The organism is Pseudomonas chlororaphis (assembly GCA_001023535.1).
GTDB lineage: Bacteria > Pseudomonadota > Gammaproteobacteria > Pseudomonadales > Pseudomonadaceae > Aquipseudomonas > Aquipseudomonas chlororaphis_E.
This window is the reverse complement of the sequence record CP011020.1, coordinates 2781429-2794059: the sequence shown is the minus strand read 5'-3', so window position 1 is coordinate 2794059 and position 12631 is coordinate 2781429. Positions and strand designations below refer to the sequence as shown.

Annotated in this window: 11 protein-coding genes; 7 read left to right on the top strand and 4 right to left on the bottom strand. The window is 65.5% G+C overall.

Annotated features, from left to right (window positions below; translation table 11 throughout):
• Window positions 1-59 precede the first annotated feature (59 nt).
• The 4 genes from VM99_12305 to VM99_12290 all read right to left on the bottom strand — a co-directional run bounded on the left by VM99_12305 (window position 60) and on the right by VM99_12290 (window position 4223).
• The gene (locus VM99_12305) at window positions 60-878 is read right to left on the bottom strand and encodes a spermidine/putrescine ABC transporter permease (protein AKJ98809.1); all 819 of its coding nucleotides are present in this window, start codon (window positions 876-878) and stop codon (window positions 60-62) included.
• Window positions 868-1812: a spermidine/putrescine ABC transporter permease gene (locus VM99_12300; GenBank protein ID AKJ98808.1), complete on the bottom strand. Its 945-nt coding sequence runs from the start codon at window positions 1810-1812 to the stop codon at window positions 868-870. The genes VM99_12305 and VM99_12300 overlap by 11 nt, the downstream gene beginning before the upstream one ends.
• Window position 1813: 1 nt before the next feature.
• The gene (locus VM99_12295) at window positions 1814-2851 is read right to left on the bottom strand and encodes a polyamine ABC transporter ATP-binding protein (GenBank protein ID AKJ98807.1); all 1038 of its coding nucleotides are present in this window, start codon (window positions 2849-2851) and stop codon (window positions 1814-1816) included.
• 220 nt (window positions 2852-3071) lie between these two features.
• Window positions 3072-4223: a spermidine/putrescine ABC transporter substrate-binding protein gene (locus tag VM99_12290; GenBank protein AKJ98806.1), complete on the bottom strand. Its 1152-nt coding sequence runs from the start codon at window positions 4221-4223 to the stop codon at window positions 3072-3074.
• 183 nt (window positions 4224-4406) lie between these two features.
• Between VM99_12290 and VM99_12285 the strand changes: the two genes are divergently transcribed.
• The 7 genes from VM99_12285 (at window position 4407) to VM99_12255 (ending at window position 12612) form a co-directional block, all read left to right on the top strand.
• Window positions 4407-5108: an Inner membrane protein yebE gene (locus tag VM99_12285; protein ID AKJ98805.1), complete on the top strand. Its 702-nt coding sequence runs from the start codon at window positions 4407-4409 to the stop codon at window positions 5106-5108.
• Window positions 5109-5255: 147 nt separating this feature from the next.
• Entirely contained in the window at window positions 5256-6878 is a 1623-nt protein-coding gene (locus VM99_12280; protein ID AKJ98804.1) for a chemotaxis protein, read from the top strand.
• Window positions 6878-7414 (top strand): chemotaxis protein CheW, encoded by a 537-nt coding sequence (locus tag VM99_12275; GenBank protein ID AKJ98803.1) that lies wholly within the window; start codon window positions 6878-6880, stop codon window positions 7412-7414. The genes VM99_12280 and VM99_12275 overlap by 1 nt, the downstream gene beginning before the upstream one ends.
• A complete protein-coding gene (locus VM99_12270) occupies window positions 7411-8676 on the top strand; it encodes a chemotaxis protein CheR (GenBank protein AKJ98802.1) in 1266 nt (421 codons plus the stop codon). Before VM99_12275 ends, VM99_12270 begins: the two co-directional genes overlap by 4 nt.
• Window positions 8673-9344, top strand: a complete 672-nt coding sequence (locus VM99_12265; protein AKJ98801.1) for a chemotaxis protein CheW — start codon at window positions 8673-8675, stop codon at window positions 9342-9344. The genes VM99_12270 and VM99_12265 overlap by 4 nt, the downstream gene beginning before the upstream one ends.
• Window positions 9341-11605 carry a chemotaxis protein CheA gene (locus VM99_12260; protein ID AKJ98800.1) on the top strand — a complete coding sequence of 755 codons (2265 nt, stop codon included), beginning with the start codon at window positions 9341-9343 and terminating at the stop codon, window positions 11603-11605. Before VM99_12265 ends, VM99_12260 begins: the two co-directional genes overlap by 4 nt.
• Window positions 11602-12612: a chemotaxis protein CheY gene (locus VM99_12255; GenBank protein AKJ98799.1), complete on the top strand. Its 1011-nt coding sequence runs from the start codon at window positions 11602-11604 to the stop codon at window positions 12610-12612. Before VM99_12260 ends, VM99_12255 begins: the two co-directional genes overlap by 4 nt.
• The last annotated feature ends 19 nt before the right edge of the window (window positions 12613-12631 follow it).

Genomic DNA, 12631 nt, shown 5'->3' with positions numbered 1-12631 from the left:
TTTGTTTTTTGTGGCAGAGAGCCGATCGCTCCCTCACTGGATAGTCGTCAGTGGCTGATTCATTTTCCCCCGCTGCCCGCCACGCTTTCGCCTCCTCGGGTCAGGTAATAGGCCCCCAGTATCGGCAGCATGGTCACCAGCATCACCAGCATCGCTACCACGTTGGTCACCGGCACGTCGCGGGGCCGGCTGAGTTGATTGAGCAGCCACAGCGGCAGCGTGCGTTCGTGGCCGGCGGTGAAGGTGGTGACGATAATTTCGTCGAACGACAGCGCAAACGCCAGCATTCCGCCGGCCAGCAACGCCGAGCCCAGGTTGGGCAGGATGATGTAGCGGAACGTCTGCCAGCCGTCGGCCCCCAGGTCCATCGACGCCTCGATCAGGCTGTGGGCAGTGCGGCGCAGGCGCGCGATGACATTGTTATAGACGATCACCACGCAAAAGGTTGCATGGCCGACGACGATGGTGAACATCCCCGGCTCGATCCCCAGGCTCTTGAACGTCGCCAGCAACGCGATGCCGGTGATGATCCCCGGCAGGGCGATCGGCAGGATCAGCATCAATGAAATGGCCTGCTTGCCGAAGAATTCACGCCGGTACAGCGCCGCCGAGGCCAACGTGCCAAGCACCATGGCGATCAGCGTGGCGATGGCCGCGACCTGCAGCGACAACTTGATCGCTTCCAGCACGTCGGGGCGTGCGAAGGCGACGCTGAACCACTTCAGGGTCAGGCCCTTGGGCGGAAAGCTGAACGCCGCGTCCTCGGTGTTGAACGCGTAGAGGACGATGATCAGGATCGGAAAGTGCAGGAATACCAGCCCGCCCCATGCCGCAAGACGCAGCCCCCAGGACGCTCGGGACAAGGAGTCAGAGTGCATCGAAAGCCCCCAGGCGCTTGACGATGGACAGGTACACGGCGATCAGCACGATGGGCACCAGCGTGAAGGCGGCCGCCATGGGCATGTTGCCGATGGCCCCTTGCTGGGCGTAGACCATGCTGCCGACGAAGTAGCCCGGCGGCCCCATCAGTTGGGGCACGATGAAATCCCCCAGGGTGAGTGAAAACGTGAAGATCGAGCCGGCGGCGATGCCTGGGATCGACAGCGGCACAATCACCTGCATGAACGTCTGGCGCGGTTTGGCGCCCAGGTCTGCCGAGGCTTGCAGCAGCGACGGCGGCAGGCGTTCGAGGGAGGCCTGGATCGGCAGGATCATGAAGGGCAGCCAGATGTAGACAAACACCAGGAAGCGCCCCAGGTGCGAGGTGGAAAGCGTGCTGCCCCCGACGCCGGGGACGCCAAGCACGAACTGCAGCGACGGTCCCAGGCCCAGTTGCTGGATGAACCACTGCGCCACGCCGCCCTTGGCCAGCAGGAGCGTCCAGGCATAGGCCTTGACGATGTAGCTGGCCCACATCGGCAGCATCACCGCGATGTAGAAAAACGCCTTGGTCTTGCCTCGGGTGTAGCGCGCCATGTAGTAGGCAATCGGGAACGCGACGATCGCGCTGGCGATGGACACGACGATGGCCATGCTCACGGTGCGCAGGATGATGTCGACATTCGAGGGTTGGAACAGGGCGACGAAGTTCGCCAGGGTCAGGTCCGGCGTGACGGCCATGGTGAAGTCGTCGAAGGTGTAGAACCCCTGCCACAACAGGGTCAGCAGCGAACCCAGGTAGACCGCGCCGAACCAGATCAGCGGCGGCACCAGTAACATCGACAGGTAGAGGTTGGGGCGTCGGTACAACAGGTTGGAGAACCGTCGCAGCGAGCCCGATGCGGTGGCGGAGCGCAAGGCCGGTGTGTTCATGTCACGCCTCGCCCGGGACGCTGTCGTGCAGGGGGATCATCGCCTCGCGGGCCCAGCGCACGGCCAGGTGCTGGCCGGCCTGGTGGCGGGTCCCCGGGTCGTCCCATTGGGTGTTGGCCTGGCTGAGGTTCAGGACCTGGCCGTTGGCAAGCTTCAACTCGTAGCGCGTGGCGCTGCCCTGGTACTGGATGTCGTGGAGCAGGCCGTGGACTTCGATCTCATGCGCGGCCAGCGGGCCGTCGGCAAACCGCAGGTGTTCGGGGCGGATCGAGAAGGGCTGTGGATAACCGCTCAGGGTTTGCGCCAGCTCGCCACGGATCACGTTGGAGGTGCCGACGAACTCGGCGACGAAGGTGGTCGCCGGCTTCATGTACAAATTGCGCGGGGTGTCGACCTGTTCGATGCGCCCCTTGTTGAACACCGCCACGCGGTCGGACATCGACAGCGCTTCGGTCTGGTCATGGGTGACGAAGATGAACGTGATGCCCAACTGGCGTTGCAGTTTTTTCAGCTCGCCCTGCATCTGTTCCCGCAGCTTCAGGTCCAGAGCCCCCAGGGGCTCGTCCAGCAGCAGCACCCGCGGGCGATTGACCAGCGCGCGGGCCAGGGCCACGCGTTGGCGCTGGCCGCCGGAGAGCTGGGCCGGCTTGCGCTCGCCGTAGCCGCCCAGGGCGACCATCTCCAGGGCGTCTTCGGCGCGCTTGATGCGCTCGGCCTTGGCCACGCCCTTGACCTTCAAGCCGTAGGCCACGTTGTCGCGCACGTTCATGTGCGGGAAGAGGGCGTAGTCCTGGAACACCGTGTTGACGTCCCGCTGGTAGGGCGCCAGTCCCGTGGCTTCCTCGCCGTGGATGCGGATCGAGCCTTCACTGGGCTGCTCGAACCCGGCGATCAGGCGCAGGCAGGTGGTCTTGCCCGAACCGGAGGGGCCCAGCATGGAAAAGAACTCGCCGTCCTGGATATCGATTGAAACCCGGTCAACGGCTTTCACATCGCCGAACTGACGGGATACCTGGGTGAATTGGACTGCAAGCGTCATGGTGCGGGGCTCCAAAAAGCGGGGCGGGTATGAACCTTCAATGATTGGCACGCGACCCCGTGGCGAGGGAGCTTGCTCCCGCTGGGTGGCGCAGCCGCCCTAAAACCAGGCGATGCGGTGTGTCAGCTAATACCGCGTCGCTCGGTTTTGGGCGCGCTTCGCACGCCAGCGGGAGCAAGCTCCCTCGCCACAGGGGCTGCTCCCATTTATGTACCGGGCCTTATCGCCCACCCATGATCGCAATGTAGTCCTGGGTCCAGCGGCTGTAGGGCACGTACTTGCCCCCCTCGGCCTGCGGGGTTTTCCAGAAGGCGATCTTGTCGAACTGATCGAAGCCGTTGGTCTTGCAGCCTTCGGCGCCGAGCAGTTCGCTGCCTTTGCACGCCGCCGGCACCGCCGGCAGGGATCCGAACCAGGCGGCCACGTCACCCTGGACTTTCGGTTGCAGCGACCAGTCCATCCATTTGTAGGCGCAGTTGGGGTGCTTGGCATCGGCGTGGAGCATCGTGGTATCGGCCCAACCGGTGGCGCCTTCTTTCGGGACGGTCGAGGCGATCGGCTGTTTCTCGTTCATCAGGCCGTTGACCTGGTACGGCCAGGCCCCGGACGCCACGACACCCTCGTTCTTGAAGTCACTCATCTGCACGGTGGTGTCGTGCCAGTAGCGGTGGATCAACGGTTGCTGCGCTCGCAGCAATTGCAGCACGGCCTTGTATTGCGCCTCGTCGAGCTGATAAGGGTCCTTGATGCCCAGCTCAGGCTTGGCGGTCTTGAGGTAGAGCGCTGCGTCGGCGATGTAGATCGGACCGTCGTAGGCTTGCACGCGCCCCTTGTTCGGTTTGCCGTCGGGCAGGTCCTGGGCGTTGAACAGCACGCCCCAGCTGGTCGGCGCCTGCTTGAACACCTCGGTGTTGTACATCAGTACGTTCGGGCCCCACTGGTACGGTGTGCCGTAGGTCTGCTGGTTGACCACGTACCACGGCGCATCCTTGAGGCGTGGGTCGAGGTTCTGCCAGTTGGGGATCAGCGCCGTGTTGATCGGCTGCACCCGCTTGCCGGCAATCAAGCGCAGCGAGGCATCGCCCGAGGCGGTGACCAGGTCGTAGCCACCCTTGGTCATCAGGCTGACCATTTCGTCGGAGGTCGCCGCGGTCTTCACGTTCACCTTGCAACCGGTTTCCTGCTCGAAACCGCTCACCCAATCGTAGGCCTTGTCGCTTTCGCCGCGTTCGATGTAGCCCGGCCAGGCCACGATATCCAGCTGGCCTTCGCCAGCGCCAATCGCCTTGGGCAGCTCGGCGGCCTGGAGGCTGACACCGGTCAGCAGCGCCGTGGTCATTGCGCTGAGCAATACGGTCTTGTGCGCGTACATGGGAATCCCTCTTGCTTTAATTGTGGTCGGGGCAGTGTCGGAACGGGGCGATACGCCATGGATGGCTAGCTATTAGCGTAGTCAGGCAACATCTGGAAGCAAACTTGCCGCTGTACAAGGGCACTTTCGATCTAGGCTGGTGGCCTTAATGATCCGGTTAACCCGAATGCGTGGAGGTGGTAAATGAACACCCGTGGATTGCTCGATCAACTCCTCAAGTCTGGCCAGGAGATGTTGCAGAACAAGGCCGGCGGCTCACAAGACAAGGCGTCCGGTGGCTTGGGCGGCTTGCTCGGGGGCTCCGGCAACCTGGGCGCAATGCTCTCCGGCAAGGGGGCCCTGGCCGCCGGGGCCATGGGGCTGCTGCTGGGAAACAAGAAAGCCCGCCACTTCGGCGGCAAGGCCTTGGCCTATGGCGGCTTGGCCGCGCTGGGCGTGATCGCCTACAAGGCCTATGGCAACTGGCAGGCCCAGCAGGGCCGCGCCCCGCAAACCGAACCGCAGACCCTGGACCGCGTGCCCCCGGCGCAGGTCGAGCAGCACAGCCAGGCGATCCTCAAGGCCCTGGTGGCGGCCGCCAAGGCCGACGGCCATGTGGATGAGCGTGAGCGCGAGCTGATCGAAGGCGAGTTCACCAAGCTCGACAACGACCAGGAACTGCAACACTGGCTGCACGCCGAACTCAACAAGCCCCTGGACCCCACCGATGTCGCCCGCGCCGCCGGCACCCCGGAAATCGCCGCGGAAATGTACGTCGCCAGCGTGATGCTGGTGGACGAGGAAAACTTCATGGAGAAGTCCTACCTCGACGAACTGGCCCGCCAGCTCAAGCTGGAGCCGGGATTGAGGGCTGAGCTGGAGAAACAGGTGCGCCAGGCCGCCTGATCCCCCACGCAAATACCCCTTCAGAAAACACCTCCTGTGGGAGCGAGCAGGCTCGCTCCCACAGTTTTTTGCAGGGCGCGCCCATACAGCCGTTCCCCGGCCCTCAGCTATACTCCCCAGCATTTTCAAAGTGCCTGAGGTTTTACTGTGAAGAACTGGACATTGCGCCAACGCATCCTGGCGAGTTTCGCGGTGATCATCGCCATCATGCTGCTCATGGTGGTTGTCTCGTACTCGCGGTTGCTGAAGATCCAGGACAGTGAAGAACGGGTGCGTGCCGATGCGGTGCCGGGGGTGTACTACAGCTCCATGATTCGCGGTGGCTGGGTCGACAACTACGTCCTGACCCAGCAGATCGTCGGCCTTTCCGGAAACCGCGAGCTCACCGCCGAGGACAAGGCCCGCTACCAGGGCTTCGAGCAGCACCTGCGCGAAGAAATAGAGAACTATGAAAAACTGATCCAGAACCCCGCCGACCAGGCGTCTTTCGACGAGTTCGAGGCCAACCACCAGGCGTTCAACCAAGCCATGGCCAAGGTCCTGGACTTGTACCAGCGCAAGGACTACGAAGGCGCGCGGCAGATCCTGGACAAGGAGCTGACGCCGGCCTGGATCGGCGGCCGCGGGCACCTGAACCGCATCATCGAACGCAATCGCGAGCTCGCGCAAAACGCCACCCAGACCATCGGCGATGCGGTGACGGCGGCCAAGGTGGCCATGGGCCTGTCATTTCTCGTCGCGCTCATCATCGCGCTGCTGTGCGGGCTGTTGCTGATGCGCGCGATCATGGCGCCGATGAACCGCATCGTGGAGATCCTAGACGTCATGCGCAGCGGCGACCTGAGCGGACGCCTGAACCTGGCGCGCAAGGACGAATTCGGCGCGGTGGAAACCGGCTTCAACGACATGATGGCCGAACTGACATCGCTGGTGGCCCAGGCCCAGCGTTCGTCGGTGCAGGTCACCACGTCGGTGACCGAGATCGCCGCCACGTCACGGCAGCAACAGGCCACGGCCACTGAAACCGCCGCCACCACCACCGAGATCGGCGCGACGTCCCGGGAAATCGCCGCCACGTCCCGCGACCTGGTGCGCACCATGACCGAGGTTTCCACCGCTGCCGACCAGGCCTCGGTGGCCGCCGGCTCCGGCCAGCAAGGCCTGGCGCGCATGGAAGACACCATGCATTCGGTGATGGGCGCCGCCGACCTGGTGAACGCCAAGCTGGCGATCCTCAACGAGAAGGCTGGCAACATCAATCAGGTGGTGGTGACCATCGTCAAGGTGGCGGACCAGACCAACCTGTTGTCCCTCAACGCCGCCATCGAGGCCGAGAAGGCCGGTGAATACGGGCGCGGCTTCGCCGTGGTGGCCACCGAAGTGCGTCGCCTGGCCGACCAGACCGCCGTGGCGACCTACGACATCGAGCAAATGGTGCGCGAGATCCAGTCCGCCGTATCGGCCGGCGTGATGGGCATGGACAAGTTCTCCGAAGAAGTGCGTCGAGGCATGGCCGAGGTGCAGCAGGTCGGCGAGCAGCTGTCACAGATCATCCATCAGGTCCAGGCGCTGGCACCGCGGGTGTTGATGGTCAACGAAGGCATGCAGGCCCAGGCCACGGGGGCCGAGCAGATCAACCATGCCCTGGTGCAACTGGGCGACGCCAGCAGCCAGACCGTGGAGTCCTTGCGCCAGGCCAGTTCCGCGATCGATGAACTGAGCCAGGTGGCCGTAGGGCTGCGCAGTGGCGTCTCGCGTTTCAAAGTCTGATGGGCGAATTCGAGACCCGGCATGGCACCGCGCCGACGGCCCGCCAGGCGCTGTTCCTGGTGTTTCGCATCGGCAACGAACGTTATGCGTTGCAGGCCATCGATGTGGTGGAGGTACTGCCGCGCCTGCCCCTCAAGCCCATTGCGCGAGCGCCGGCCTGGGTGGCGGGCGTGTTTGCCTGGCGCGGTACGGTGGTGCCGGTGATCGACCTGTGCGCCCTGACATTCGGCCAGGACGCCGAGGCCCGCACCAGCACGCGCTTGGTGCTGGTCCATTACCGGCCCGACAGCGGCCAAGCGGGGCATGTGCTGGGGCTGATCCTGGAACAGGCCACCGACACCTTGCGTTGCGATCCGGCGGACTTCCAACCCTATGGCCTGGAGAACCGGCAGGCGCCGTACCTGGGCCCTGTGCGCGAAGACGCCCAGGGGTTGCTGCAATGGGTGCGGGTCAATGACCTGCTCGACGCGTCGGTTCACGCCATGTTGTTCCCCACTCCGCCGCTCAACCCGCATGATTTCGAGGCGCGGCCATGAGCAGTGACCAACGCTTTTTCGACTTCCTCAAGGCGCGCATCGGCCTCGACGTGACGTCTGTTGGCACCGCCATCATCGAGCGGGCCGTGCGCCAGCGCATCCTGGCCGTGGTAGGACGAACCGCCGATGAATACTGGCAAACCCTGCAGCATTCGACCCAGGAACAGCAGGCGCTGATCGAAGCGGTGATCGTCCCGGAGACCTGGTTCTTTCGCTATCCGGAGTCGTTCGCCACCCTGGCCAGGCTGGCCATCAAACGCCTGGCCGAGATCAACCACCTGCGTGCGTTGCGCGTCCTCAGCCTGCCGTGCTCCACCGGCGAGGAGCCCTATTCCATCGCCATGGCCTTGTTCGACGCGGGCCTCAAGCCCCATCAGTTCAAGGTCGATGGCCTGGACGTCAGCCCGCTGTCGGTGGAGCGGGCCAGGGGGGCGCGCTACTACAGGAACTCCTTCCGTGGGGCGGACTTGGGTTTTCGCGAGCGGTATTTCGTCGCTGAAGATGACGGCTATCGCCTCGACGAACGGGTGCGCGAGCAGGTGCGCCTGCAAGTGGGCAACCTGCTGGATCCGGCGTTGCTGGTGAACGAGGCGCCTTATGACTTTGTGTTTTGCCGCAATCTGCTGATCTATTTCGACCAACCGATCCAGCAGCGGGTGTTCGAGGTGCTCAAGCGCCTGACCCACCAGGACGGCGTGCTGTTTATCGGCCCGGCCGAAGGCAGCCTGCTGGGGCGGCTGGGCATGCGTTCAATCGGCGTGCCCCAATCGTTCGCCTTCAGCCGCCAGGGCGTCGCCGAGCCACAACCGTTGCCGGCCTTGGCGCCGACCCCGCCACCGGTGCGCCAGCCGCCACCGCGGGTTGTCCCCCCGGTGGCGAGGCCCCGGCCGTTCGCCCCAACGGTGGCGCCGGTTGCCGAGCCAGGAAACCGCGAGGCTGACGCCTTGCTGGCGCAGATCGCGGCCCTGGCCAACGGTGGCAAAAGTGCCGAGGCCCGTGCGGCGTGCGAACAGTATCTGCGCAACCACGCGCCGGTGGCCCAGGTGTTCTATTGGCTGGGGTTGCTCAGCGACATGGCCGGCGACGCACTCCAGGCCCAGGGTTTCTACCGCAAGGCGCTTTATCTTGAACCGCAGCACGCCGAGGCCCTGGTGCACCTGGCGGCGCTGCTGGCTTCCCAGGGAGACGCGGCTGGCGCGCGTCGATTGCAGGAACGCGCCGCGCGCAGTGGGCGCGCGGCAGACAGTGAGCGTAAACAATGAGCGGTCCGGCTTCTTACCACGTCATCCATGACGAGGCCCAGGCAATCGACGATTGCTGGAACCGTATCGGGATCCATGGCGACAAGTCCTGCCCGCTATTGGTCGAGCACATCCACTGCCGCAATTGCGCGGTGTATTCGGCCGCCGCTACCCGGCTGCTCGACCGCTACGCCTTGCAGCAGGATGACCGGGCGCGGGTCCAGGCGCCGGTGGACAGCGACCTTGTCACCCGCTCGTTGCTGATGTTTCGCCTGGGTGAAGAGTGGCTGGGCCTGACCACCCGCAGCCTGGTGGAGGTCGCGCCGTTGCAGCCGATCCATTCGTTGCCGCACCAGCGTTCGCGGGCCTTGCTGGGCGTGGCGAACGTGCGCGGGGCGTTGGTGGCCTGCCTGTCGCTGGCGGAGCTGTTGGACCTGGAACCCGGCGGCATCACGGCGTCCGGCGCCCGGAGCCAGCCGCGCATGCTCATCGTCGCCGCCAAGGGCGGGGCGGTGGTGGTACCGGTGGACGAGGTGGACGGTATTCATGCCATCGACGAACGCATCCTGGCGAACGCTTCGCCGTCCGCCGGCAAGTACACCCGTGGCGTGTTGCCCTACAAGGGGCGCAGCCTGCGCTGGCTGGACGAAGAACAGTTGTTGTCTGCCGTGACCCGGAGCCTGTCATGACCCCTGACCAGATGCGCGACGCGTCGCTGCTGGAGTTGTTCAGCCTGGAGGCCGAAGCCCAGACCCAGGTGCTGAGTGCCGGGCTGCTGGCCCTGGAACGTGACCCGACCCAGGCCGATCACCTGGAGTCATGCATGCGCGCCGCGCACTCGCTCAAGGGCGCGGCGCGGATCGTCGGGGTGGACGCCGGGGTCAGCGTGGCCCACGTGATGGAGGATTGCCTGGTCAGCGCCCAGGAACGGCGCCTGGTGCTGACGGCCGAGCACATCGACGCCTTGCTGCAAGGCACCGACCTGCTGACGCGCATCGCCACGCCGGGCAACGACGTGGGCGCCGCGGAGATCGAGGCCTATGTCAGCCTGATGGGGCGTTGGCTGGATCCCAGCGTCGTGCAGGACGCGTTGGTGACGCCGGCCAGGATCGAGGTGCCGGTGGCGCCGGTCCGCGTCGAGTTGCCCGAGCCGCAAGCCCCGCAGCCCGCGGAGCCGGCCACCAAGGGCAAGCGGGTCATCGAAGGTGGCGAGCGGGTCCTGCGGGTGACCGCCGAGCGTCTCAACGGCTTGCTCGACCTGTCGAGCAAGTCCCTGGTGGAAACCCAGCGCCTCAAGCCCTGGCTGGCGACCCTGCAACGGCTCAAGCGCCAACAGGGCAATGGCTTGCGTGCCCTTGAGGCGTTGAACGTGCACCTCAAGGAGCACGCCCTGAGCCTGCAAGCCCAGGAAGCCCTCGACGATGCGCGGCGCTTATTGGCCGAGACCCAGCAACTGTTGGCGCAGAAAACCGCCGAGCTGGACGAATTCGCTTGGCAGGCCGGTCAGCGGGCGCAAGTGCTGTATGACACGGCGCTGGCCTGCCGCATGCGCCCGTTCGCCGATGTGCTCTCCGGCCAGGTGCGCATGGTGCGCGACCTGGGGCGCAGCCTGGGCAAGCAAGTGCGCCTGGAAATCGAAGGCGAGAAAACCCAGGTCGACCGCGATGTGCTGGAGAAGCTCGAGGCGCCGCTGACCCACCTCTTGCGCAACGCCGTGGACCATGGCATCGAAACCCCGGAGCAACGGCAACTGGCCGGCAAGCCCGCCGAAGGCCTGATTCGCCTGCGGGCCTCTCACCAGGCCGGGTTGCTGGTCCTGGAGCTGGCCGACGACGGTGCCGGCGTGGACCTGGAGCGGGTCCGTCGCAGCATCGTCGAGCGCGGCCTGTCCCTTGAGCAGACGGCCGCCAGCCTGAGCGAAGAGGAGCTGCTGACGTTCCTGTTCCTGCCCGGTTTCAGTCTGCGCGACAAAGTCACCGAAGTGTCCGGGCGCGGTGTCGGCCTGGACGCCGTCCAGCACATGGTCCGGCAGTTGCGCGGGTCGGTGGTGCTGGAGCAGACGGCGGGCGAGGGCAGCCGTTTCCACCTCGAAGTGCCGTTGACGCTGTCGGTGGTGCGCAGCCTGGTGGTGGATGTCGGCAACGAGGCCTATGCCTTTCCCCTGGCCCACATCGAGCGGATGTGCGACCTGGCGCCGGAAGACATCGTCCAGGTCGAAGGACGCCAGCATTTCTGGTACGAAGGTCGGCACGTCGGCTTGGTGGCGGCCACCCAATTGCTCAATCGCCCGGCGACGCAGAACAACCAACAGACCCTCAAAGTGGTGGTGATCCGCGAGCGTGAGGCGATCTATGGCGTGGCGGTGGAGCGTTTCATTGGCGAGCGGACCCTGGTGGTCCTGCCCCTGGACGAACGCCTGGGCAAGGTCCAGGACATTTCCGCCGGGGCCCTGCTGGACGACGGCTCGGTGGTGTTGATCGTCGACGTCGAAGACCTGTTGCGTTCGGTGGACAAGCTGCTCGACACCGGGCGCCTGGAGCGCATTGCCCGGCAGGACCAGGCCCAGGCCCCGCGCAAGCGCATCCTGGTGGTGGACGATTCGCTGACCGTGCGCGAGCTGCAACGCAAGCTGCTGCTGGGGCGCGGTTACGACGTGGCGGTGGCGGTGGACGGCATGGACGGCTGGAACGCCTTGCGTTCGGAAGACTTCGACCTGCTGATCACCGACATCGACATGCCGCGCATGGACGGCATCGAGCTGGTCTCCCTGCTGCGGCGCGACAACCGTCTGCAATCGCTGCCGGTGATGGTGGTGTCCTACAAGGACCGCGAAGAAGATCGCCGTCGTGGCCTGGACGCCGGCGCCGACTATTATCTAGCCAAGGCGAGCTTCCATGACGACGCCTTGCTCGACGCCGTGGTCGAATTGATCGGAGGAGCACGCGCTTGAAGGTCGCCATCGTCAATGACATGCCCCTGGCGGTCGAGGCCCTGCGCCGCGCCCTGGCATTAGAACCGGCGCACCAGTTGGTCTGGGTGGCCGCCAATGGCGCCGAGGCGGTGCAGCGCTGCGCCGAATACACCCCGGACCTGATCCTGATGGACCTGTTCATGCCGATCATGGACGGCGTGGAGGCGACCCGGCGGATCATGGCCGACACGCCGTGCGCGATCGTGATCGTCACCGGTGACAGTCAGCAGAACGTCCACCGCGTGTTCGAGGCCATGGGGCACGGGGCGCTGGACGTGGTCGACACGCCGGCCCTGGGCGTCGGCAACCCGGCCGATGCGGCGGCGCCCTTGTTGCGCAAGATCGCCAACATCGGCTGGTTGATCGGTGAGCGCGGCAACCGCGAGCGCTCGGCGCCGGCGTCGCAGCGTGCGGCGGTATCGCGCAAGCGCCTGGTGGCCATCGGCTCGTCGGCCGGCGGCCCGGCGGCCCTGGAGATCCTGCTCAAGGGTTTGCCGCGCGACTTTGCCCCGGCCATCGTGCTGGTCCAGCACGTGGACGAGGTATTTGCCGCGGGCATGGCCGAGTGGCTGAGCAGTGCCTCGGGGCACACCGTTCGCCTGGCCCGGGAAGGCGAGACACCCCAGGGCGGCACGGTGCTGCTGGCCGGGACCAACCATCACCTGCGGCTGTTGAAGGACGGCACCCTGGCCTACACCGCCGAGCCGGTGCACGAGATCTACCGCCCTTCCATCGACGTGTTTTTCGAGAGCGTCGCGCACTTCTGGAGTGGTGACGCAGTGGGTGTATTGCTCACCGGCATGGGGCGCGATGGCGCGCAAGGGCTTAAACTGATGCGCCAGCAGGGTTGCGTGACCATCGCCCAGGACCAGAGCAGCAGCGCGGTCTACGGTATGCCAAAGGCCGCCGCCGCCATCGATGCTGCCGCCCATATACTTGCCCTGGACCGCATAGCGCCAAGGCTGTTGGAGATTTTTGCCCCATGACGACCCCCGGCCGTCTTGC

Excerpts from the sequence above, each read along its gene's own strand:
- VM99_12295 (AKJ98807.1), bottom strand. The coding sequence starts at position 2,851 with ATGACGCTTGCAGTCCAATTCACCCAGGTATCCCGTCAGTTCGGCGAT.
- VM99_12265 (AKJ98801.1), top strand. The coding sequence starts at position 8,673 with ATGAGCGGTCCGGCTTCTTACCACGTCATCCATGACGAGGCCCAGGCA.
- VM99_12285 (AKJ98805.1), top strand. The coding sequence starts at position 4,407 with ATGAACACCCGTGGATTGCTCGATCAACTCCTCAAGTCTGGCCAGGAG.
- VM99_12305 (AKJ98809.1), bottom strand. The coding sequence starts at position 878 with ATGCACTCTGACTCCTTGTCCCGAGCGTCCTGGGGGCTGCGTCTTGCG.
- VM99_12300 (AKJ98808.1), bottom strand. The coding sequence starts at position 1,812 with ATGAACACACCGGCCTTGCGCTCCGCCACCGCATCGGGCTCGCTGCGA.
- VM99_12275 (AKJ98803.1), top strand. The coding sequence starts at position 6,878 with ATGGGCGAATTCGAGACCCGGCATGGCACCGCGCCGACGGCCCGCCAG.
- VM99_12260 (AKJ98800.1), top strand. The coding sequence starts at position 9,341 with ATGACCCCTGACCAGATGCGCGACGCGTCGCTGCTGGAGTTGTTCAGC.
- VM99_12270 (AKJ98802.1), top strand. The coding sequence starts at position 7,411 with ATGAGCAGTGACCAACGCTTTTTCGACTTCCTCAAGGCGCGCATCGGC.
- VM99_12290 (AKJ98806.1), bottom strand. The coding sequence starts at position 4,223 with ATGTACGCGCACAAGACCGTATTGCTCAGCGCAATGACCACGGCGCTG.